This window comes from Kothea flammea, from assembly GCF_052161645.1.
Lineage (GTDB): Bacteria > Planctomycetota > Planctomycetia > Pirellulales > Pirellulaceae > Laterigemmans.
This window is the reverse complement of sequence record NZ_CP197414.1, coordinates 6759328-6783400: the sequence shown is the minus strand read 5'-3', so window position 1 is coordinate 6783400 and position 24073 is coordinate 6759328. Positions and strand designations below refer to the sequence as shown.

At 57.4% G+C, this 24073-nt stretch carries 14 protein-coding genes; 5 read left to right on the top strand and 9 right to left on the bottom strand.

Translation table 11 applies throughout. The features are described 5' to 3' along the window. Positions 1-102: 102 nt before the first annotated feature. From SH139x_RS25295 to SH139x_RS25285, 3 genes are all read right to left on the bottom strand, one after another. Complete coding sequence (locus SH139x_RS25295) at positions 103-2790, bottom strand: ATP-binding protein (protein WP_488352521.1); 2688 nt, start codon at positions 2788-2790, stop codon at positions 103-105. A gap of 286 nt (positions 2791-3076) precedes the next feature. After that, complete coding sequence (locus tag SH139x_RS25290) at positions 3077-4477, bottom strand: Gfo/Idh/MocA family protein (protein ID WP_488352520.1); 1401 nt, start codon at positions 4475-4477, stop codon at positions 3077-3079. A 72-nt stretch (positions 4478-4549) separates the two neighbouring features. Next, positions 4550-5809 carry a formylglycine-generating enzyme family protein gene (locus SH139x_RS25285; RefSeq protein ID WP_488352519.1) on the bottom strand — a complete coding sequence of 420 codons (1260 nt, stop codon included), beginning with the start codon at positions 5807-5809 and terminating at the stop codon, positions 4550-4552. 275 nt (positions 5810-6084) lie between these two features. Between SH139x_RS25285 and SH139x_RS25280 the strand changes: the two genes are divergently transcribed. From SH139x_RS25280 to SH139x_RS25270, 3 genes are all read left to right on the top strand, one after another. Beyond that, positions 6085-7458: a DUF1501 domain-containing protein gene (locus SH139x_RS25280; RefSeq protein ID WP_488352518.1), complete on the top strand. Its 1374-nt coding sequence runs from the start codon at positions 6085-6087 to the stop codon at positions 7456-7458. Positions 7459-7574: 116 nt separating this feature from the next. After that, positions 7575-10130, top strand: a complete 2556-nt coding sequence (locus SH139x_RS25275) for a DUF1549 domain-containing protein (RefSeq protein ID WP_488352517.1) — start codon at positions 7575-7577, stop codon at positions 10128-10130. A gap of 65 nt (positions 10131-10195) precedes the next feature. Continuing rightward, positions 10196-13072 (top strand): c-type cytochrome domain-containing protein, encoded by a 2877-nt coding sequence (locus tag SH139x_RS25270; protein WP_488352516.1) that lies wholly within the window; start codon positions 10196-10198, stop codon positions 13070-13072. 8 nt (positions 13073-13080) lie between these two features. On the opposite strand, the gene SH139x_RS25265 is transcribed toward SH139x_RS25270, so the two are convergent. From SH139x_RS25265 to SH139x_RS25250, 4 genes are all read right to left on the bottom strand, one after another. Beyond that, complete coding sequence (locus SH139x_RS25265) at positions 13081-13647, bottom strand: elongation factor P (RefSeq protein ID WP_488352515.1); 567 nt, start codon at positions 13645-13647, stop codon at positions 13081-13083. Positions 13648-13758: 111 nt separating this feature from the next. Continuing rightward, positions 13759-14796, bottom strand: a complete 1038-nt coding sequence (locus SH139x_RS25260; protein ID WP_488352514.1) for an extracellular solute-binding protein — start codon at positions 14794-14796, stop codon at positions 13759-13761. A 17-nt stretch (positions 14797-14813) separates the two neighbouring features. Next, positions 14814-16172: a histidine--tRNA ligase gene (gene hisS, locus SH139x_RS25255; RefSeq protein WP_488352513.1), complete on the bottom strand. Its 1359-nt coding sequence runs from the start codon at positions 16170-16172 to the stop codon at positions 14814-14816. A 7-nt stretch (positions 16173-16179) separates the two neighbouring features. Next, positions 16180-16752, bottom strand: a complete 573-nt coding sequence (locus SH139x_RS25250; RefSeq protein WP_488352512.1) for a class I SAM-dependent methyltransferase — start codon at positions 16750-16752, stop codon at positions 16180-16182. 96 nt (positions 16753-16848) lie between these two features. Between SH139x_RS25250 and SH139x_RS25245 the strand changes: the two genes are divergently transcribed. Together SH139x_RS25245 and SH139x_RS25240 are read left to right on the top strand one after the other, a co-directional pair. Beyond that, complete coding sequence (locus SH139x_RS25245) at positions 16849-17865, top strand: vWA domain-containing protein (protein WP_488352511.1); 1017 nt, start codon at positions 16849-16851, stop codon at positions 17863-17865. Next, entirely contained in the window at positions 17862-18875 is a 1014-nt protein-coding gene (locus tag SH139x_RS25240; protein WP_488352510.1) for a hypothetical protein, read from the top strand. Before SH139x_RS25245 ends, SH139x_RS25240 begins: the two co-directional genes overlap by 4 nt. On the opposite strand, the gene SH139x_RS25235 is transcribed toward SH139x_RS25240, so the two are convergent. Both SH139x_RS25235 and SH139x_RS25230 read right to left on the bottom strand, forming a co-directional pair. Then, complete coding sequence (locus SH139x_RS25235; RefSeq protein ID WP_488352509.1) at positions 18872-20359, bottom strand: DUF1501 domain-containing protein; 1488 nt, start codon at positions 20357-20359, stop codon at positions 18872-18874. The genes SH139x_RS25240 and SH139x_RS25235 overlap by 4 nt on opposite strands. 81 nt (positions 20360-20440) lie before the next feature. Further along, a complete protein-coding gene (locus SH139x_RS25230) occupies positions 20441-23992 on the bottom strand; it encodes a DUF1553 domain-containing protein (protein WP_488352508.1) in 3552 nt (1183 codons plus the stop codon). Positions 23993-24073 lie beyond the last annotated feature (81 nt).

The following is a 24073-nucleotide window of genomic DNA, read 5'->3' as shown; positions in this document are numbered from 1 at the left end:
TCGCGTGCAACCAAACGGTGGCTAGCGCCAAAACCGCTAACAGAAACGGTGGCCAGCGCCAAAACCGCTAACGGTTCGTTCGCGGCGGTCTCCGGATCGGCATTAGGTGGCCGCCGAAATCGTTTGCAGCAAATCGTGCTCGCTGAATGGTTTTGGCAAAAACGAGGTATGGGGATCGAGCGCCCCGGCGTCCGCGTAGCCACTCATCAAAACCACCGAGAGTGATTGCTGATGAGAGCGGACCCAGTCCCTCAACGCCAGCCCGTCGCATGCGCCGCTCATACGAATATCGGTGAGCACTAGATTGAATGGATGTGCTTGAGACAGTCTGGCGATTGCCGCATCGCCGCTGTGAACCAACTCGACTTGGTAGCCTAAGTGTTGGAGTTGTGATTCCAAAGTCTTCCCCACGGTGGAGTCATCCTCCACGACCAAGATGTGCCCTTCCTTGGGAAAATCTGTTTTGTCACGGGGAGGGCTAGCGGCGGCGGTCTCCGTGGTCAGGGGGAACAACAGAGTTACCCGCGTGCCGCCATCGGGCAGGTCACTGATTTGAATATCGCCGCCAGATTGCCGGACAAAGCCGAAAGCGGAACTGAGCCCCAGTCCAGTGCCTTGGCCGGGCGGCTTTTCGCTAAAGAATGGCTCGAAGGCGCGCACCTTCGCCTCCGCGGTCAATCCCTTGCCGCGATCAATGATTTCCAGCGAGACATACTTGCCGGGCAATAATTCCGACCATGCCTGGGCAGCTTCGTCATCTAATTCAACTTGTTGAGAGACAATTTTAACGCACTCGTCGCGGGGTTTGGCGTCGACCGCGTTGGACAGCAAGTTAATCAAGGTGGTTGTCAGCTGTGCCGCATCGACGATGACTGCGGCGTCATTGCTTTCGTCGTAAATGCTTAACTGATACTGGCGACCCATGGCGGCATCGAGGAGTCCAGAGATGCTGGCGAAATAACTGCTAAGGTGGGTTACCTTGGGGGTCAAAGTTTGCTGTCGCGCGTAGGCTAACAACTGGCGAATAATCGCCGCACCCGCGGCTGCACTTTTCGATGAAGCATCGACCATTTCGATCTGTCGCGGCGTTAGCCCTTGGGTATGCAACAGCTCATTTGTCGTCATCACAACCTGTAGCAGGTTGTTGAAGTCGTGGGCCACGCAACCGGTTAGTTTGCCTAAAGCTTCGGCTCGTCGCCGAGGCTCGAGCGTCCGTTCGAGGTCCGCTCGTTCACTTAACTCCTTCTTGAGTGCCCGCGTTTTTTCCTCCACAATTGAGGAGAGTTGTTGGTTGTGGTGCGATTCTTGTTCTTTGAGTCGTCGCTCGTGACTTAAGCGACGACTCACCGCGCAGTAGAGAAAAATACCGCAACATAGCAGCAGTGAACCGCCCACGGTCAGATTGCGAATTTGGCGGCTGGCGATGGCTTCCACGGCGGCTCTTTCAGCCTTCGAGATTGCCAGCATTTTATCGGCGGCCAGTTTGGTGCTCTCAGCTCGCAAGCGTTCTAGCTCAACCTGACGCTCCAGCGTTGATTGTGTGAGGGCAATTTCCACCTCGGCACTTTGGCTGAGCTGGCGGTTCCGCAGTTCCTGTGAGATGCGTAGAAACGTAATGCCTTGTAAATATGCTTTCTCTTTGATGGATAACTGGGCCAATTTATCCCAAGCTTTTTGTCGAATGGTTTGATCACTAGCTGATTCAGCGATTCCTTGAATCAGCCGCATGCCAAATTCTTTCCGACCCAGGCCGTATTGAATCTCTCCCCAGACCAGCATCGCATCATCCACACGCTGCGGCTGAAAATTCAATGTCGAGAGAGCACGCTTGCAGGCAGTTTCCGCTCCCGCCCAATCTTGCAGCAGCAAGCAAGCGCGGGCTTCGATGATTCTTATAATTGCAAATTGATAAGGATAAGCATTTTCATGGTCGTGGTTTTGACGCAGTTCGCCCAACACTCGCAAAGCTTCGGTAGGTTGATTTCGTCGCACGGCGATATCGGCGAAGCCAGCCCGGACCGCTAGATCAACCGCATCCGAATGGCCAAGTGGGATCAGTTGATAGGCAGCCTCAGCTTCTTCAATGCGTCCCAACTCCAACAGCAAGTAGGCGAAATTGTTGGCCGCCGAGTAGGCCAAACGCTGGTTGCCGAGCGCCATAGCTGAATTGTAGACCTGTTTGTAATGGTCAACACTTTGGGCCAACGCACCGAGGCGCCGGAGGCAAACCCCCAATCGCAAGCGGATGGCGGCTTCCATCTCTTGTAACTGCCCCAGTCGGGCGTACTCCAAGCCGCGCAACAACGTCTGGGCGGCTTGCAGGAACTCTTGCTCCCGCATTTGCTCCACCCCGCGTACGCGATGGTAAAGGCTTAGGAACAACGGATCGGAAACGCTTTCTTTCCAGGCTTCAGCTTCCGCAATAAACTCGTCATACATCCGCGCCTGTTCCATTCCCTGATAACAATGGGCAAGCAACAGGGCGCCCATGGCTTTGTGATGAGGGCTAGCTTGACGCGTCCCCGCATCTCGCACCAATTTTGCCGCCTCGACGCGCATCGACCAAGTCTCTTCAAGTTCCAGCGCAACTGCGATTGCTTCTTCAATGGTCGGCTTCCCGATTAACTCATAGTTTGGTAGGGCCGAGGGGATTGCTTTGCCAATGGAATGTGTTTGAGCAGTGACCGCCGGGTTGCTGTCATCAGCAGCCCGTAATCGCGGTGCAGGGAGCGTTAACCAGGCAATGCTGCCGCAGGTCAGCAGCGCCAGCAAGAGGCTCGCCGATCGCATTGGAGTTGCGCGACGAGCGACCGATCGCTGGTGAGCCAATGAATCCAGCCGCTCCGAGGCAGAAGGTGTTTTTCGCGTCGATGCGTTAAAATCCATGAGCTTCAACAACCAATCTAAGCCGGTCCGCGGAGCCTGCGGCGTGGAGTTGGCCCCCGCGCAACCTGCTGATAATTTCTGCTGATGAAAAGGGTTAGTGATAAGGCGATCTAAGGCAATCAGCCCACGGCTGGAAAGTCGTGGGCTGATTGAAGGCGATCAAGCTTGTGCTGACAACAAGGCTGAAAGTTTAAACCACAAGGTATTCGGTCTCTTTAATGAGACCCGGCATGGGTACCGGATATTTGCCGTTGGGTAAGGTGGTCAATGGTGAGGCCGACTCCAACGTTAGTTTGTCGATACCAGGTGCAAATTCATGGGAACAATTGAGCATTTGGTCGAGCGTAATTAATTGCCCCGTGTGGGCCGCCATCCGGCCCATTGAGGTCACGGCGCTGGCCATCACACCCCGTTCGACTTCGTTGTAAGGTTCGTCATTGCGAATCGCGGCGATCAAATCGTCCCATTCCAGTTGATAGGGGTTTGGCTCCGGTTGTGGGAATGCCCACGTTTCATTTGCCTTGACCATCGCCTGGCTTTTGAAAATGCGGCATTTGGCTGGCGTATGGGAAGCGGTAGAGATCACGCCGACCCCTTTAGTGCCATGGGCAAAGCTGGCGAATTCCTGCTTGCAACCGGGAATTGTGCGGCCATCGACGAATAGTTTGGCGCCATCCTCGAAGGTGTATTCAATGGCGTAGGAATCAAAGTTTTGATCGACGTCGTCACCACGGTAGTGCCGCCCACCGAGGGCGATCGCTTCGGTTGGCCAAGCCCCTTTCATCCAGCACGATTCATCAATGTTATGAATCAAGAAGTCACTGACGGCACCCCCGCTGAGCCACAGGAAAGCATGGAAATTGCGAATCTGATACATCAGTTCGCTCATCCCCTCGGGCTTGGGGCCGCAAGCGGCCGAGCCGGTCGGCCCAGCCATGCGGTATGCCCGCAGCATGGTAATGTCGCCAATCTCGCCTTGCTGAATTCGCTCCAACAATTCCTTTCTTCCCTTACAGTGCCGACACATCAAACCGACTGCGACTTTGAGGTTTTTAGCTTCGGCTTGCTTGTTTAACTCCAACATTCTTAATGAAGTGGGGCCATCCACGGTGACCGGTTTTTCCATGAAGACATTTAAGCCCTTCTCGATTGCGTAGGAGTAGTGTACCCAGCGGAAACCGGGGGGCGTGGCGAGAATCACCACATCGCCCGGGCGGAGGCAATCCATGGCTTGACGATAAGCGTCGAAACCGACAAAGCGATGATCGTCCGCCACGTCCACTTTTGCTTTCAGAGCGTTGTTGCCACTGACGGCGGCGTAAGAATCATCCAGGCGATGCTGAAACACATCGGCCATGGCAACCAGCTTAATCGGTCCGTTGTTGACCGAGAGGGCATTCAGCGCCGCTCCCGTGCCGCGCCCGCCACAACCAACCAGGGCGACTTGAATGGTGTTATCCTCTCCCGGGTGAACTGGGCCAGCTTGCGCCGACTTTGCCAAACTCCCGACGATGGTGGTCACGGCCGCCGCGCGGCCCGTGTTCTTGATGAATTCACGCCGCGACGAATCGTTTTTGCTTTGCTCAGCCATGGGTTAATGCTCCAGATCGGGATCAGGGGGGATGCTAGGGGAATCAAACAACTCGCAAGCTACAATCAGGTCTCATTCTTCAGGATCTTTTTGCTCGGGGGCCGTCTTGGCCCATTTCTCAGCTTTCTCTTCAGCACTGGGTTCCCGCAGTGGACGGACGACGCGAAAACCAACATGCAGGGCGTCCGTATGATACCAGATACTTCTCGGCTCCTGAGGATCTTGGTCCTTCCATTCCTCTTCGGATGCTTCGCGGGCGGAGCTTCGCAATTGCTCTGGATCGCCATCCCAACCGCCGCCACGAACAACGCGAGGATAGAGCGTGCTGGGGATGGCCAGTGGGTTTTCGCTGATCGTATCTGCGGCTTCTTCGTAGAAGTCGGGAATGTATTGATCTAAAACCCATTCGGCAACATTTCCATGCATATCATATAAGCCCCAGGGATTGGGCTTTTTCTGACCAACTTTTTGGTAATTCGATTCGCTATTGTCAAAATACCAAGCGTGTTCCTCGAGTAAGTCGGGGTCGTCACCAAATGAATATGCGGTGCTGGTACCGGCGCGGCAAGCGTATTCCCATTCGGCTTCGGTGGGTAAACGATAGTAGCGGCCGGTGCGCGCTGTGAGCCACTCGCAAAATGTGCGGGCCGCATGCTGTGTCATGCAAATCGCCGGGTTTGTGCCTCGTCCCATGCCAAAAGACATATCGGTATAAGGCGGTGTGGGACGACTGATCCCATCCACAAATGAATCTCGCGGGGAAGGTGGTAACCCCAGTAACTCGCGGCGGCGAACGTCCATCGATTCGCCCCAGGCGTCATACTGGGCCCAAGTGACTTCGAATTTGCCCATCCAGAAGGGATCAATCTTGACTTGACGCTGCGGCCCTTCGTCATCGTTACGATCGGCCTCATCGTCGGGGCTGCCCATCGTGAATGTGCCGCCCGGGATAGGGACCATTTCTAAGTCGACTCCGGTGTGCTCAAGCTGCTCCGCGTAAGGTTTCATCTCCGCTTCGCTGGTTGCCTCGGCGTCCGCAATTTGAATCGGCGGTACCTCGGCGGTGGTCGTGCTGCTTGTCTCTGTCGGGGCGGTATCGGTTTTCTCCGCGGGCGATCCGCCGTCGGCTACCGCTCGAGGTAAGCCGTGCCAGCAGACGGTCGCCAGCACCAACCCGGTGAGTCCCAGGTAGAGTCGCCCGGAGAACCAATACAGCGGTCGGCTCGGCGGGTCGCCCGCCCGCCGGACCGATACCTGGCCGAGGGGGTGTTTTTGCCGGTCATTGGCCAGCAGCGAGTCTCTGCACAACAGCGAGTCATGTTCCGGCGTCATACGCAGCCTTGGAATGGTGGGATAGCAAAAGCGGGGGCGAGCCAAGGGGAATCGCCCGCGAGAGCTTTCGATTATACTCGCTCGTTGAGGCCGCTGTCATCTTCCGTAACGCAAACTGGGCATCTTCAGTCAAGCAAACTGAGCCGATCGATGTTAAACTAGACCCCGTCAGCTGTTACGCTATGGGTAAATGGACGTCGTTCCCCATTTGCTCGACCCGCCACAACGCCCCCACCTCGATTGTACGCACGGCCTGTGATGGCCGGGAGGTTCCGATGCTAAATTTATTTGGTCGTGGGCAAGCCCACACTTGTGACGGCACCACGCGACGCGATTTTTTACAAGTCGGCGCCCTGGGCGCGATTGGGCTGGGGTTGCCTCAGTACTTGGCGGCCAAAGAGGCGGGCTTGGTCCAAGGCGACAAAGATGATGCTGCCTGCATCATGATTTTTAACTTGGGGGCACCTTCCCAGCTCGACACATTCGACATGAAGCCCGAGGCTCCGGCCGAAGTTCGTGGTCCTTTTCAGCCGATCAGCACCAAAGGCGACTTCCAAGTTTCTGAAATTTTGCCGCGACATGCTGAGGTGGCGGACAAATTTTCGATTGTGCGAAGTTGCTATCACACGGCCGCCGCGGTGCACGACGCGGGTTGGCAGATGATGCAGACCGGTCGTCAATTCACCGGCGGAGTCAACTACCCGCACGCCGGAGCAGTGCTGCAGTACCTCCGCGGGCGGCGCAGCGATCTGCCCGCTCACGTCGTGTTGCCGGAGACGATGGGCCGTGGCGGTGGGAATTTGCCCAATGGACAAGCGGGTGGTTTTTTGGGGAAAGCGTATGATCCTTTCGCTTTAATGGCTGATCCCAGCCAACCGAACTTTAAGGTGCCCGACCTGCTGCCCCCGCCATCGCTCGGTGATGTGCGGATCGATCGTCGCCGGCGAATGCGAGCGGCCATTGAGCAGCGAATGCAGCAACTCGAGGCTACCGAGTCGGCGGGGCTGATGGATGATAATTTTGCCGCCGCATATCGTTTGATGAGCAGTCCGCAAGCTCGCGAGGCCTTTGATTTGAGCAAAGAGCCGACTGCGGTTCGCGAGCGGTATGGCATGAATCGCTTTGGGCAATGCTGTTTGCTGTCGCGACGTTTGGTCGAGGCGGGCGTGCGGTTCGTGACGGTCAACACGTTCCTCACCGTCTTCGACGAAGTCACCTGGGATATTCACGGCAGCGCGCCGTTTACCAGCATCACGGGCATGCAGAACATCGTGGCACCGATGTACGACCAAGCTTATTCCGCGCTGATCGAAGACCTCGATCAACGTGGTTTATTGAGTAGCACGATGGTCGCCTGTCTGGCCGAGTTTGGTCGAACTCCCAAAGTCAATCCGGCCGGCGGTCGTGATCACTGGCCACAATGTTTCTCCGTCACCTTTGCCGGCGGTGGTGTGCAGGGGGGACGCGCGATCGGCGCCAGCGACCCGATAGCCGCCGTGCCCGCCGACCGTCCGACGCCGCCCGGTGATGTGATCGCCACGATCTTCCACAGCCTGGGTTTGGACCTGCATGCCGAATTGCCCGGCCCGGGCGGACGCCCCTTCCCGTTGGTCGATTTTGGCGTCCGTGAAATTCAAGAGCTGTTTTAGCGAGACAGTTCCGCATGTTGTTTGCCGGGGGATGGTGGCACACTCCGGATCGTTGCTCGCCCCGCGATATTGCTTGCTCACTTTTGGTCAATCACCCCTTCCACTGTTTTCTTCCCATGTCGAAGCCAACTTGCTCGCTCGCCGCACTATTTGCCCGCGTCCGCAGTTGCCATCTGCTGGCGATCGGTTGCGCAATCATTGGATGTATAGTTCTGCTGCCCAACCGCGTGCTGGCCGAGCAGTCAGCCCAATCGGTGCGGCTACTCCCCGAGCAGATTAGCCTGGTCGGCCCAGAGTCGCTGCAACGCCTGGTCGTGGTCGCCGATCGTGGTCGGGGAGAGATGCCGGGCGCTTTGGTCTCGGGCGATTTGACTTTTCAGGTTAGCGATCCCCTGGTGGCCAAGGTGGAACAGGGTGTAATTGTGCCGCTGGGTAGTGGCAGCACGCAAATCACAGTCATCACCTCCAGCGGCGCGACGGCGGTGAGCCAACTTACGGTCAGCCAGTTTGATGAACCACACCCCTGGAGTTTCCGTCACGAAGTCGAGTCGGTGTTGGCAAGACGTGGTTGCAGCATGGGGGCCTGCCACGGCGCGTTGGCCGGGAAAGGGGGCTTTCGCTTGTCCCTGCGAGGCTACGATCCGATTGCCGATTGGAACACGATCAGCCGTCAATCGCGGGGACGTCGAATTGAGTTGGCCGACCCCGGCAGGAGTTTGATTTTGGCCAAACCGAGCGGCGCTCTGCCGCATAAGGGTGGCCTGAGATTGCCAGTCGACTCGCGCGACTATCGCGTGCTCAGCGAGTGGATTCGCCAAGGTGCCCAGGCCCCCGACGACTCCGAGCGTCAATTGCAGCGGATCGAAGTCTCTCCCGCCGAATCAATGTTGGCTGCCGGCGATCAAGCTCAAATTCTTGTCACCGCTCACTACGACGACGGTTTGCAATTGGATGTGACCCACTGGGCAAAATTCAGCGTTACCGACGAGGCGATCGCCGGTGTTGACGAGTCAGGACTGACGACCGTCCGCGGCAGTGGCCAAGGTGCCGTGCTGGCCTGGTTCGGCAGCAAAGTTGCTTTGGCTCGCGTCACCGTCCCCTACCCCAATGAGATCGACCCCACAATCTTTGCCACCGCTCCCAAGCGAAACTTTATCGACAGCATGGTCCTCGAGCAGTTGGAAACACTGCGGTTGCCCCCTTCCCCGCCGGCCAGCGACGCCACGTTCATCCGACGAGCCACGATCGACACGATCGGACGATTGCCCACGCTGGCAGAGACCGAGGCCTTTCTGGCTAACACGGCAACCGATAAACGCGATCAATACATTGACCAATTGTTGGCCAGCGAAGAATTTGTTGACTATTGGTCTTACAAATGGAGTGACTTATTGCTGGTCAACGGTACCCGTTTGCGCCCCGACGCGGTCAAAGCTTTTTACAATTGGATTCGCCAGTCTGTTGCCGAGAACAAGCCGTGGGATGCATTCACCCGCGAGCTATTAACTTCAACCGGCAGCAGCATTGAGAATGGCGCGACAAACTTTTTTGCGCTCCATCAAGATCCGGAAAATATGACCGAGAATGCCGCCCAAGCTTTCCTCGGGCTCTCCATCGGTTGTGCCAAATGTCATAACCATCCCTTAGAGAAATGGACCAACGATCAATATTATGCGATGGCGAATCTTTTCGCCCGCGTGCGTGGTAAAGGTTGGGGCGGGGATAGTCGCAATGGCGACGGAAAACGAACGATCTACGTGGCTGCGCAGGGAGATTTAATTCAGCCCACGACCGGGCGCCCTCAGCCTCCCGCACCACTCGACGCGCCCGCCCTGGCGATGGACGACCCGACCGATCGCCGCATCGCCCTGGCGGACTGGATGGTAAGTCCGGAAAATCCCTATTTTTCGCGAGCCATTACCAATCGTATTTGGCAAAACTACTTTGGCGTGGCCCTGGTTGAGGCGGCTGATGATTTGCGATTGAGCAACCCGGCCAGCAACGAACCATTGCTGGCTGCTGCGGCGGAGTACCTCGCCACGCATGATTTCGATCTCAAAGTTCTAATGCGTGAGATCCTTCGCAGCGACACCTATCAGCGCAGCAGCCTGCCGCTGGCCGAGAACGAAGCGGAACAACGTTATTACAGCCGCTATTATCCCCGCCGCTTTATGGCTGAAGTGTTGCTCGATGCGATTGATCAAACCTTAGCAACCAGCACAAAATTTGACACGGTTGAATTCCCCGGTGCCGATGTCAATAAGACTGACTTCTATCCGGCCGGAACGCGGGCGATTGAATTATATGATTCCGCCGTGCAGTCCTACTTTTTGAAAACATTTGGTCGGCATTCGCGGGAGATTACTTGCGATTGCCAACGTAGCGATGAACCGAGCATGGTGCAGGTGTTGCACCTTTCCAATGGAGATACGTTGAATAATAAACTCAGCGAGTCTGAAAATCGTGTCAGTAGCTGGCTGGCTGAGGGCCTCTCCGATGAGCAGATTATCGATCAGTTGTTTTTGTTGGCACTTTCTCGACAACCGTCAGCCGATGAGAAAAAAACGCTGTTGAACGTGATCGGAGAATATCCCAGCGAGTCTCGGCGGGAGGCGATCGAGGATGCTTGCTGGAGCGTGTTAACCAGCAGTGAATTTGTGTTTAATCAATAATCACATTTCGTCACAAAGTGCTCGCCCCCATCATCAGTTCTTCATCTCACCTGCGAAGTTTCGACATGGACCAAAGTAATCTCCGTGATGCGCAACGTCAGCCGTTAGCTGACCGCAATGGTTTGCCGGAAAATAAGGATGTGAGTCCCTTGCGTTTGACTGTCTGCTTGCTCGCTTGCGGTCTGCTCACGTTCGTCACGGGCGGGCTGCTGCGGGCCGCGGAACCGACTGCGGCGGTTGCGTTGGATGTTGATTTCTCCAAACAGATCGCGCCGCTGCTGCAAAAATATTGTTCCGCGTGCCACAACGATTCCGACGAGAGTGGCGAGCTATCGTTCGATACCTTTGAGGCTTTGTTGGCCGGTGGCGAGCATGGTCCTGTCGTCGTGCCGGGTGAACCAGAGAACAGCCCGATGTTGCTGACAACGACGGGTGAAATGGAACCCAAGATGCCTCCCGATGATTTCGAGGGACCGACGGGCGAAGAGATCGAGTTGCTGCGACGTTGGATCGCCGCGGGAGCCAACGGCCCAAACGCCACCGAGCCTTCGATGCGTGAGTTGAAGACGCCGCAGATTCCAGCCGCGGAAACGACCACCCAACCCATCACCGCCTTGGCCCGTTCGGCCGATGGCAGCCTGTTGGCGATTGCGCGTTTTGGCCAAGTCGAATTGCGGCGTGCGGACCGCGATTCGGTGCCGGTACATATTGAATCGCTGCCTGGCAAAGTCAACGATTTAAGGTTCAGCGACGACGACTCACGGCTGGTGATCGCCTCGGGAATCACGGGGCTGCAGGGGACGGCGATGATTGTCAACGTCGCCAACGGTGAAGTTGAGCAAACGGTGCGGGGGCATCGCGACACTCTGTACGCGGCCGCACTTTCACCGGCGGGCGACGTGTTGGCGACGGCCGGTTATGACCGTAATTTATTGCTTTGGGATGCCAACAGCGGCGAACAAATGCGCGTTCTGACAGGCCACAACGGGGCCATTTTTGATTTGGCGTTTTCTCCCGATGGTCAAGTCATCGCCACGGCCAGCGCCGATGAAACGGTCAAGCTGTGGCAAGTTTCCAGCGGCAACCGCTTGGATACCCTCGCCCAGTCGCAAGGCGAAGTCAATGCGGTGGCGTTTTCTCCAGACGGCAAACATGTGGTCGCCGCCAGCGCCGATAATCGTTTTCGGGTGTGGGAATTTGTCTCTCGCCAATCGGCCCAAACCAACCCGCTGGTCGAGACACGTTTCGCTGATGACTCCCCTTTGGTCTCGTTGGCGTTCAGCGGTGACGGCGGGCAACTGATTGTCGCCACCGAAGCTGGCCGGCTGCTGGCATTTGAGACAAAAAAATGGACGAAACTGGAGTCCCTTGCCAGCCTTGAGGATGCCATCTCACAGCTTGCCATCTCCGCTAAACGCCCGCTTGTTTCGGTGGCCACGATGTCTGGAGAAGTCCGCGAATTGAAGCTGGCCGAGATCGAGCAAGGCGTTATCCAGCAGGCCGCGACGCTGTCTGAGGTTTACTTGACAGTCGATCCGTTGCGGGAGCTGAGCGAACCAGCCGAGCGTGGAAATCAAACGGCGGCCAGCGCAATGGAGTTGCCTCGTGGGGCGGTCGTTTCCGGGGTGATTTCGGCCGCGGTGGGTGGTGCCAGCGAAGCGGACTGGTATCGCTTTAGCGCTCGGCGGGGCGAAGTCTGGATGATTGAAACGCGGGCCGCTCAAGATGCTTCTCCGCTCGATACGATCATCGAAGTGTGTGACGAAGAGGGGCAGTCGTTAACACGTGCCCGCTTGCAAGCGATTCGCGAATCATACTTTACGTTCCGCGGCAAAGACTCTAATCAAACCAGCGACTTCCGCCTGTTCGATTGGGAGGAAATGCGGCTGAACGACTTGCTCTACTCGTCCGGTGAAGTCACCCGGTTGTGGATGTATCCGCGGGGGCCTGACAGTGGATTCAACGTGTATCCTGGGACCGGTTCCCGCCACACGTTTTATGATACTTCGGCGGTTACGCACGCTTTGCAAGAGCCTGCGTACGTGGTCCGCGAACTGGCTCCCAATGAACCGGCAACGGCGAATGGGTTGCCTGTTTTCGAATTAAATTATCGCAATGATGATGACGCCGCGCGGCAAATTGGTGCCGATAGCCGCTTGCGATTTGTGGCACCCCGCGACGGTAATTTTACGATCCGTGTTGACGACACACGCGGGCAAGCGGGAGACGATTACAAGTATAAGCTCACCGTCAGACCGGCCGCTCCCGATTTTCGGCCCAGCGTGGGCAAGATCGGCAAACCCATTCCGGCCGGCGCTGGACGCGAATTTCGCGTCAGCATCACGCGTCTGGACGGTTTCCAAGGTGCGGTTGCATTCACGGTTGTCGATCTCCCGCCGGGGCTGCACGCCACCGAGACGGTGACCGTCGAAGCTGGACAGCAGGATGCCTACGGAGTGATTTGGGCAGACGACGATGTAGCTGCCGATCAGACTTTGGGGACTGCCCGGCTGGTCGCTCGAGCCGAGATTGTGGGCCGAGTTGTGGAACATCAAGCGGGCGATGTGGGCGAGCTGAAGACCAGTGGCAAGCCACAGGTGCGATTGGAAATTAGCAATCAAGCTGGTGAACTTTTGCAGCCCAGAAGCTCACCCTTGCCGATCAAGCGGGGGCAAACGATTTCGGCGGAAGTGATGGTCCAACGCAACGCGTTTGAGAACGATCTCAAGTTGGGCAACGAGTTTGCCGGCAGGAATATGCCCCACGGCGTGTACGTTGACAACATTGGCCTCAACGGTTTGCTGGTGCCCAAAGGGTACGATCGCCGTCAGTTCTTCATCACGGCCGATCCCGTTGCGGCGCCCGGTCCGAGGTACTTTCATTTAAAGGCTGAGATCGACGGCGGCATCACTTCGACGCCCATCCTGTTGGAAGTCGAATAAAGGCGACTTTATGCGCGGGAGATAAAATCACCGGTTCGCGAATCGACTTTGATCCGTTCGCCTTCCTTGATGTACTCGGGGACGTGCACGACCAAACTCGTTTCCAAGGTGGCGGGTTTGGTTCTGGCGGTGGCTGAATTGCCTTTCACGCTGGGGTCGCATTGCGTGATCGTCAGCTCGACGGTGGTGGGAATTTCCAGCCCCACGCAGGTGTCGTTATAGATCAGTGCTCGCATCCCCTCGAGTCCCTCGGTGATGTAAGGCACTTGTTCCTCGGCATCCTCGATCGGCAATTCGTATTGATTGAAATTTTCGGCATCCATGAGATGCAAATGAGTGGCGTCGCTGTACATCAAAGTCACCGCTCGTTTGGAAAAGTCGGCCGCCAACAGCCCTTCGGTTCCCTTGAGCGTGACATCGATTTTTTGCCGCGTGATCACGTTGCGGGCACGGAATTTATATAGCGTTGCCGCACCGCGGGCAGAAGGTGTTTGCACCATCACCCCTTCAATCAATATTGGCTCACCTTCATGAACCACCACCACACCTGACTTGATCTCTTTGGCTTGCAGCACCGGAAGTACTCCTGGAACCGAGCGGCCCGACTGGAGGCGATGGATCGTTAGTCCATTCGCTGCCAACGTGGCTGCTTGATCGCATGTAAAAAGGGGAAATCAGCGACTATCTTATAGTTGGAAAATCTCTGTCAGCAACGGGGCAAGTTCGTCCCAATTTTCGGCCGCTTGCTCGAAATCGACATCGAGCCAACGCACACCGCCGGGTGGTAAGACTCGCGATTTGGTTGGCACCTCGGGAAACATTGGGATTTGCGCGCTGTCGCTCATCGCCAAGCGATCTTCCGTCTTGGCGGAGACGAGGTAATCGGCCAACAATCGTGCCGCCAGCGGGTTGGGAGAATTTTTTAGGATGGCGACCGTGTTGGGGATCCGCAGCGCGCCGAGTTGTGCCGGTTGTTGATCGGGAAAGACGATTGCGATTGGCAAACCGGCTTCGACCTCGATGATCGCATCGTCGGTGTCGGTCACTCCCCAGGCGGCCTGTCCCAAGGCGACGTTCTGGGCGACTTGTTTGTTCCCCGACAGCACTCGGGCGTTAGCGGCGACTTGTTGGAAAAACTCAGTCGATTTTTCCCTGCCCATGATCGTATCAAGGACGGCGGCATGCGTCGCCGTGGTGCCGAACAGTGGTTTTGCGATCGCACATTGATCTTGCCACTTGGGGTCGGCTAATTCCATCACGCTTTGCGGCCATTGTGATTTGTCGGGCAGCAAGTTGGTGTTAACCACCAGCACGCGAGCTCGGGCGGCAAATCCGCACCAAGTCTTATCCCCGGCGATGACGGGCCAGCCAGCAGGCACTTGCCAATCGTGCGGCTCCAGCAGCCCCATTTTTTGCAAGCGAATCGTGTGCATTACCTCGTTGTTCCAAAACACGTCACAGACGACGCGATCCTGCTCGCTGACCAACCGATTTACCAAGCCGATGGTCTTGGTCGATTCGACATCGAACTTTGCTTTGGGCATGATTTTTTTGTCATGCTCTCGGACAAAGCCGGACAGAATCGGTGCGGAAAATTCTTGATCGAGCGAAGAGTAGATGACAACTTCGTTCTCCGCTTGCGGCACGCATCCCGGCAGCAAGCAGCACAACACGCCGGCACAGATGGCCCGCGCGATGAAAGTCGGTGTAACGTGCCCGCCCATTGGTATCTCTCCTGCTTTTAAGCCAACAACGAGCCAGTACTTAACTGGCTGGCCGTGGCGATGGCGTTGAACAAGGGTTCTGGTTGATCCCAGCTGAAATCAACCTCGGTGGCAATTTTATGACGGAGGTCTTTGACTTGGATTTTACCTTCATCCAATTCGCGAGCCCCGGCGATCAAGGCGATGGCGAAACCGCGTTGATCGGCATACTTCAGTTGCTGGCCTAATTTTTTCGCATCGGGGTAAACTTCGCAGCCGATCCCACGCGTCCGCAGCAGCGTTGCGATGCGCAGGTAGTCAGTCAACCTTGCCTCATCGAAGTAAGGAATGAAAACCGCCGCGGGCGTCCGCACCGAGGGCAGCATGCCCAGTTCGCCCATCGCGGCCAGCAGCCGATCGAGTCCCAGCGAAGCGCCCACTCCCGGCAGGTGTTGCTTGGTATAAAGCCCGGCTAGATCATCATAGCGACCGCCGCTGCAGACGCTGCCGATCCCCGGTAGCTCGTCAAGGAAAGTTTCAAACACCACTCCCGTGTAATAATCGAGACCTCGGGCGATGCCGACATCTAGCTTCAGCCGCGACGGCTCGACTCCCGCCGCCAACGCGGCTGTGATGGTTGTTTGCAAACGTTCAATCCCGCCGCCGGCCGTCGGATTGTTGCCGGTAACTTCTGGGAGTGCGGCGAGGATTTGTTGATAATCGCCCTGCAGTTCGGCGAGCCGCAGCACCGAGCGCGCTTCGTCTTCGCTCACGCCGGCGGTCGATTGCATTTCCGCGATCGTGGCGGCGGGGCCGATCTTCGCCAGCTTGTCCAAGCTGCGGAGTACCGGTACGGCCCGCTCGACCAACCCCAGGTGTTCGAGCAGCCCCGTCAACACTTGGCGATTATTCAAGTGGATGTGAAACTTGCTGAAACCGAGCGAGCGCATCAGATCATCAATGACGACCACCGTCTCGATATCGGCCACCACCGATTCGGTACCGATCGTGTCAAAGTCGCATTGCACGAACTCGCGATAACGTCCCGCTTGCGGGCTCTCACCTCGCCAGACCGGTGCGATGTGATATCGCTTAAAGGGGGTGCCCAGGGCTTGCGCATGCTGTGCGGCAAAGCGAGCCAAGGGAATCGTCAAGTCGAATCGCATGCCAACTTTGCGACCACCGTGATCGGTAAACTGATACATCTGCCGATCGGTTTCCTCACTCCCTTTGCCAGTCAGAATCTCCAAGTATTCCAAGGTGGGCGTGTCGATCGGAGCAAACCCGTAGCGACGGAAAACTTCGCGGGCTGTCCACATGCATTGTTCACGTGGGATCATCGTCTCCGGCAAAAAATCACGGAAACCTTTGAGCGTGCGGGGCTGGATTTTAGACATGAAAGATTTAGCGTCGACAGCGGTAAATGAATGCGGGGGGTAAGTTGCGCCAGACCGTGGGGCTGGTGGAAATCTCGGTAAAGTAATCGTCCAAGCGGCGGCGGAAGCGATGTGCGGCGGGGAGCAACATTCCCTGCCAGTAGGCAAAGCTGACAAACTGTCCACCTGCTGGCATGACCTCCGCCAGGGCATCGAGGCAAGATGTTTGCAGGGGTGCTGGAAAGGAAGCCCAGGGCAAGCCGCAGATCACGGCGTTCACTTCGGGAATGCCCCGCTGCAGACACAGTTCTCGCACATTTTCCACGCTATCTTCGACAATGTCCGCCTGCGGACAACGACGTCGCGCCAACTGGCAAAGTTCGCCATCTTTTTCGATCGCTAGAAATTTCGCCGAGGCTTGCAGGTTGGGTAAAATGGCTTCGGTAAAGACTCCCGTGCCAGCTCCGAATTCGACCACTCCCTCGGCGCGTTCCCAGTCGATCCACTCCACCATGGCGGCTGCCAATCGGGGCGAACTGGGGGCGATCGCACCGACTTGCCCCGGTTGGCGTAAAAATGAACGAAGGAAAGTCGCTGACATGATAGAATTAGCCGCTGCAAAAGGTTGAGATACCCTATGATGCCTTGAGCGGACCACTTTCTGAAACCCCACCAACCTCACTGGCTGGCCAGATCCGTGAAAAACGCGACAATCCGTCCAAAATCTTTTTCCGGTGAATTGCGGAGCACGCCTCGCATTCCCGCTTGGGCGATGTCGTTGTGTTTACATTTGGCGATCGTCCTGATGCTGGCCGCCTGGATCGACACCAGCCCCAAAGGGACGGGCGACGAGCCGGGAAGGCCGATCGGCATCGCGGTGGCCCATCGGATGGCAGACCGGACTGAATATGAACCGGCCGAAGCGCCGGCCGAGACGACCGCTGAATCGACTGAGGCCAGCCAAGCCAGTTCGGCTGCCGCAGCCGCTTCCGCACCGGCGTTGGCACGGCCGCTGGATGTTGATGGTTTGCTGGCTGAGGTTACCGACACGCCGATGGAAAATTCGGGAGTTGGGACGGGCACAGCGCTGGAGGCGGGAAGTGGTGAAGGCGCCGGGCCGTTGCGACGCGGTGAAGGGACTGGCCCCGAGGCAACCGCCATGTTCTTCGGAGTCTCCGGGTCGGGGCGTCGCTTTGTTTACGTGATCGACCGCAGCGACAGCATGAATGGTGCTCCCCTCTCAGCTGCCAAACGCGAAACCATTCGCAGCCTCGGCTCGCTCGGACCCGATCACTCATTTCAAATTATCGTCTATAACAACCGCAGCCAGTATGCCAGCCCCGAAGGCCAATCGTTCTGGATGCTGCCGGCCAGCGACGGGATGAAACGCTGGGCCACCCAATACATTCGAGCCGTTCCCGCGCACGGTGGCACGGAACATTATGATGCCCTCAAACTGGCGCTCAAGCTCGAACCTGATGTGATTTTTTTCCTCACCGACGCGCACCTTCCTCGCCTCCGGCAAACGCGACTCAACGAAATTCGCATGCTGTGTGAACGCTCCGGAACGACAATCCACGCCGTTGAATTTGGGACCGAGTTTACACCACCCAAGGATAGTTTCTTGATCGAGTTAGCTGCGGGCAATGGTGGCGAATATCGTTATCTGGATGTCCGCACGCTGCGACCTCCGCAAACGAGCGACGAGCTATGAGTTGGCGGCTGAACATGACGCTCGCTCTGTTGCTGGCCCTCGCACCGGGTGCCACGCTTCGCGGCCAAACTCCGGCTGTCACGGGGGCGAATGGTGCGGAAATCAGGGATGCCGTCAACGCCAACTCGGCACTCGGCGGATCGCTGTTGCGAGTCTGGCATCAGCCACCACCGCCCCCATCGTCCGAGTCGGATTGGTTACCACGTCCTATCCAGTTATCAGCCGGCGAAGTGATCTCGTTTGATAACCAACGTGTGAAGCTGGAAGCGAGCGACCAACAAGCACCGCTGGTAATTTCGCTCGATCGGGTTGTGTGGTTGGAAGCCAGCTACGAAAGTGAGTTGGCCAAGCGGGGCATGCGGTTGTTTGCCGATGGCAAATATGCGGAGGCGATTTCGCCGCTGTTGGAAGCGATTCGCCAAGGCCCGCCCATTTGGCAGCAACAGTGGTTGATCGGTCACTTGGCCATCGCCGCCACTGAAGCCGAGCGTTTTCCCGCCGCTTTGGAGTTGGTGAAGCAATTGCAACAAAGCCAACCGCCGATCCCTGCCTACTGCTTATTGCCCGTTCGCTGGCATTCTCGCCCCAGTTCGCCGCAAGCAATTTCGGCAGCGCGGAAAGTGATTGGCTCGGAAGCCACCGCCGTTCGTTTGGTGGCGGCCAGTTGGCTGCTCTCCAGCCCTTCCGATCGCCTAGTGGCCGAGCGAGTTTTGGAAGCCTTGGCGGCAGATCGGCGCGAACCGGCGTTGGCCCGCCTCGCGGAGGTGGTCAGCTGGCGGCGGACGCCAGTGCCTCAAATTGCGAGCGTTTCTGCCAATTGGCCGCAGTTGGTCGAACGGTTGCCGATCAGCCTGCAAGGCGGACCGCTGCTGACGACCGCCGACCGGCTTGAGGCTGCTGGAGAGCAAGCCAGGTCGCGAGAATTTTACCTCTCCGTCGCGCTCCTGCATCAGCACCCCAACACGTTGGCTCGCTACGCCAGTGAGACGCTTGAGCAAATGAAACCCTAGCTGAGAATGTCGTGGATGACTTCGCCATGCACGTCGGTGAGCCGAAAGTCACGGCCTTGAAAGCGATAGGTCAAACGCGTGTGGTCGAAGCCTAACATGTGCAGAATTGTGGCTTGCAAATCATGCACGTGCGTCGGTTTCTCAGCGACGGAGAAGCCGAGTTCATCACTGGCCCCATAATCGAGTCCGCCTTTCACGGCACCTCCCATCAGGCACATGGAAAAGGCATCGGGAAAGTGATCGCGGCCCAACACTCCGCTGGCTGAAGTTCGCCCTTCCTGAAAAGGAGTTCGCCCAAACTCGCCTCCCCAAATGATTAAGGTGTCGTCCCATAAGCCGCGCTGTTTGAGGTCCTTGACCAAAGCGGCTATCGGTTTATCCATGGTGCCGCACTTGTCGGTCAAACCACTTTTCAAACCCAAGCCTTCGCCCGTGCCGTGGAAATCCCAACCCCAATCGAAGAGCTGGATAAATCGCACGCCCGCTTCACTCAGCCGTCGAGCCAACAGGCAGTTATTAGCGAAACTCGCACCCCCCGGCTGGGCTCCGTAGGCAGCCAGCGTTTCGGCCGACTCTTGGGTAATATCCATCACCTCGGGCACCGAAGTTTGCATGCGAAAGGCTAGTTCGTATTGGGAAATCCGGGTCAACGTTTCCGGGTGCCCCATCTCGGCCGCTTGGAGCGCATTCAACTCACGCAATGCGTCGAGGCTCAAGCGACGCACTTTGCGGCTCATGCCATCAGGATCGGAGGCGTACAGCACCGGATCCCCTTTGGACCGACATTGCACTCCTTGATAAATCGATGGCAAGAAACCATTTCCAAAAGAGTTCTTGCCACCGTTGGGTTGCACGCCGCTGGAGATCAAGACGACAAAGGCGGGTAGATTTTCGTTCTCGCTGCCTAAACCATAAGTTGCCCAAGAACCCAAAGATGGTCGTCCCGAGCGGGGTGATCCGGTCAGCAACAGTAGTTCGGCCGGCGCGTGATTGAATTGATCGGTGTACATGCCGTGCAAGATGCACATGTCATCGGCAATCTCATGAAAGTGGGGAATCGCATCCGACATCCACATCCCATTCTGGCCGACTTGTTGCCACTTTCGCGGTGACCCCAACAGCTTGGGCGTGCCACTGGTGAAGGCAAACTCTTTCCCTTTGACAAATTCATCGGGACAATCGGTGCCACTGAGCCGAATGAGTTCCGGTTTGTAATCGAATAGATCGAGGTTCGGTGGCGAGCCCGTCATGTGCAAATAGATGACGCGTTTGACTTTGGCCGGCAGGGGTGGTTGCCGAGGGGCGAGTGGATTGTCGCGGTTTGAGGTCAGATCGGCTTTGGACGAGGCCGACTCATTCCCGCGGGCATCGGAGGCCAACAACGAGGCGAGCGCGGCGGCACCGATCCCGGCGGTTGATTGAGAAAGGAAATGACGGCGAGTGTTTTGCTGGACTTGCAAAATTTTGGGGGCGTGCCAATTCATAGTGAGATCAATGCGAGAGGAAGGTGTGTGGTGGTGATGGGATGGGACTGCCTTGCGTTAGCTGCGACACCAGAGGCGCCATCAGCGGGGCATCAGCATCTCATCGAGGTTCAAGACCGCGTTGGCGACGACCGTCAAAGCGGCCATTTCCACCGGATCACTATCCGCAGGTAAGGGACCGAGCGGTTGCTCGGCTAGCTGCCGCGCTTCCTCGGAGTGGTCGGCATACTCTTGTTGGACACGCTGGTAGAGATCGAGCAGCAAGTCTGTCTCCGCCGAGCTGGGAGATCTCAGTAGTGCGCGGCTGAAGATTTGCGTTAACCGCGACTCCAATTCGGGCAGGGAGGCCGCACCCCGCGCCAAAGCTTGAGCGGCTTCCACGTAGACTGGATCGTTCAGCGTCACCAAAGCCTGCAACGGGGTGTTGGTTCGCGACCGCCGCAGCGTGCAGACCTCGCGGTTCGGCGCGTCAAAAGTGGCCATCGAGGGATAGGGGTTTGAACGTCGCCAGGTCGTGTAAATGCCGCGTCGATAACGGTCTTCCCCAGCGCTGGTCTTCCAGTCAGTAGCCGAGCCAAAGGCCGCGCTCAAGCCCAGGTTGGGTTGCGGCGGACGTACCGGTGGCCCGAGCAAACGTGGGCTGAGCAAGTCGGCGACGTGCAGCGCTTGGTCGCGAACCATCTCGGCAGAAATTCGGAACCGGGGGCCGCGGGCAAATAAGCGATTGTCGGGATCCGCTTCCAGCAGGTCGGGTGTCACGTGACTCGATTGACAGTAAGTGGCAGACATGACACTCTGTTTGAGCAACCGTTTCAGGTCCCAACCATGATCGACCAAATCAACCGCTAGCCAATCCAGCAGCAACGGATGCGAGGGGGGCTCACCTTGAGAACCAAACTCCTCGCTGGTTTCCACCAAGCCTGTGCCAAACAATTGCTCCCAGTGACGATTGACAATCACCCGCGCGGTCAGCGGATTTTGCGGGCTGATCAACCATCGCGCCAAACCCAAGCGGTTGCGAGGCGCGTCTGCGGGCAAGGGATGAAAAGCAGCCGGTACGCCCGCGGTGGCTTCCTCCGCTAAGCTTTGATAGTTGCCGCGGACTTGCAACCGCGTGGTGCGGCGGCGATCCGCGGGCAATTCCCGCATCACGGGCACGCTGGTATGCGGTTTTATGGCGGCCAGTTCCGTTTCCAAACGTTTCAGTTCGGCACGCGGCTCAGCTAGCATTTCGGTGACGCCGCGAAAATGTTGGGCCAGCCGATCTCGCTCCGCGGCAACCAATTCAGACTTGCCGATCAGGGGCCGAAGTTCGGTGGGCAGCTGGGCCCAACGCGTGACGGATTGATTGTTGGTGAGTGCCAAGCGAAAGTGTGTTAACAGGTGTTGCGTGTGAACGGACACTTGTTCCAAACGCAGCACCAACTGGCCCTCGCCGAGTTCCACAGGTGATTGAAAACTGAGCACCAATTGGTGGCTGTTTCCGGTCTTGCCGCCAATCGCCCAGCCGGTGTTACCAGCGGTCTTCTCGTTGCTCGCGAGGCCTTGTAGAACCGCTTCCGCGGGGAACGACGGTTGCGAATAATTGGCGTTCGCGGCGGCCAGCACAATGGGTCTCGCTCCCGATACCTCATGAGCAATTTCCGGCTCGGGGCTCAGCTCGGCCGTGTCAGCCTTGATTTCGGCGGATGTCCAAACCACGTTGCGGTCGGCATCGAGAATTTGCACATGGTAGCCCCGCAAACGATCGCTGATCTGCTTTCCGCCATCGGTGCGGTTCCAAAGCGAAATTTTATCAATTGGCTGAGCCTGCCCCAGGTCGACTTCCCACCAAGGGGAATCCTCTTGATTAGTATGCGTCACCGAACCGGCGGTGAAATCACCATTGGTATCGCCATCGTTGGCCCGAGCGGCCGGCGCGCTGTATCCGGTTGAACTTTGCGTGGCTTTGCCCGCTGGTGCGACGTTGTCACCATTGCTGAAGACTTCCACTTCGGCCAAGTGTAAAAACTTTCCAGAGCCTGGTAGTTCCACGCGGATATATCGCCCCGAGATTGGTTGTTCGTCGCTCGGCTCCCACCGCAGCGATACGCGGCTGAGCACAAAATTCGTTGTTTGCGCGGGATTAATTTCTAACTGCAAAGCTGTCGCGGTTGCCGCTTGCGTCACGGGGATGCTAAGTTCGTAGATGGCTTGCTGAGGCCGCTCGCCAACGAGTTGGACATCGCCCGCTTCGCTAATTTCTAGTTTGTGCGTTGCACCCGTAGGTTCGGCATCGCTGTGCTCGGGATCGCCACTTGGCATTGGCAACAGCTCAGCATGGGCCGGCAGTAAGGTTTGCCACTCGGGCGGTGTTCGCAAGGTGGTTAACCAGTCGTCGAGTGCGGCGTCCAGCGCTGGGGTCTGTTGCTGGAGTTCGGTTTGCAGGTTGGCAATTGCTTGCTTGAGTTCCGTCTGCTGGTTGCGCTGTTCGGGGCTGTAGAGTTCCAGCCGCGGGCTCTCGTCACGACGGTCGGCGTCGGGCGATTGGTTGAAGAAATCGAAGAACTGAAAATACTCGTGTTGCGTGATAGGGTCATACTTGTGCGTATGACACTGGGCACAAGCGATTGTGGTTCCCATCCAGACTGCCATCGTGGTGTTGACGCGGTCGATCACCGCTTCGTTGCGAAATTGTTCATCATTGGTACCACCTTCGTTGTTCGTCATGGTGTTGCGATGAAAGGCGGTTGCCACCAGTTGTTCTTCGCTGGGATTTTCCAGCAAGTCACCAGCAATCTGTTCGATGGTGAATTGGTCGAATGGTTTGTTGGCGTTCAACGAAGCAATGACGTAATCGCGATAAGCCCAGATTGTCCGCTCGGGGTCATCGGCATAACCGGCCGAGTCGGCGTAGCGGGCCAGGTCTAACCAAACTCGCGCCCAGCGTTCTCCGTAGGCGGGCGAGGCGAGCAGCGAGTCGACATAAATCTCATAAGCGGCCGGGCGGGGATCATTGACAAACGTCGCGACTTGCTCGGGCGTGGGGGGCAAGCCGGTCAGCGCCAACGAAACGCGGCGAGCGAGCGTCAAGCGATCGGCCCGCGCCGAGGGAGAGAGGCCGGCCGCTTTTAAACGGGCCAGCACAAAGCGGTCAATCGGATGTTGGGACCAAGCTTGGTTGTCGACTTCGGGCAAGGGTGATTTTTCGGGCGGAAGATAAGACCAATGTGTTTCGTAGTTGGCACCTTGGTGAATCCACCGTTCGATCGTTTCAATTTCTGCCGGCGATAATCGTTTGCCGTGACCGGCCGGTGGCATTTGCAGGTCGGCATCGTCGGTCGTGAGCCGGTTCAGTAATTCGCTCGCCTCGGGCGAACCTGGCGCGATCGCGGCGTAGCCACCCATGTCGGCCGTGGCACCAGCTTGCGTATCCAACCGCAACCCGGCTTCCCGCGTGTTCTCGTCGGGACCGTGGCAAGTAAAGCAGGAACCGGAGAGCAGTGGACGGATGTCGGCATTAAAATCAACCGGCTCAGCAGCAGAGGCTGTCGATGCGGTGGTCAAGCAAACCAAGCTCAGCAGGAATGAATTGCGGATGAATCGCAACTGCCAACTTGGTGCGCATGGCAATGAATAGCGTTGGATCTGCATGGGATCGGTGGGGTGGATTGGTGGGGGGAGCTATGGCCTAACAGACCAGCCTACAATATAACGCAAACCGTCGGTTAACCC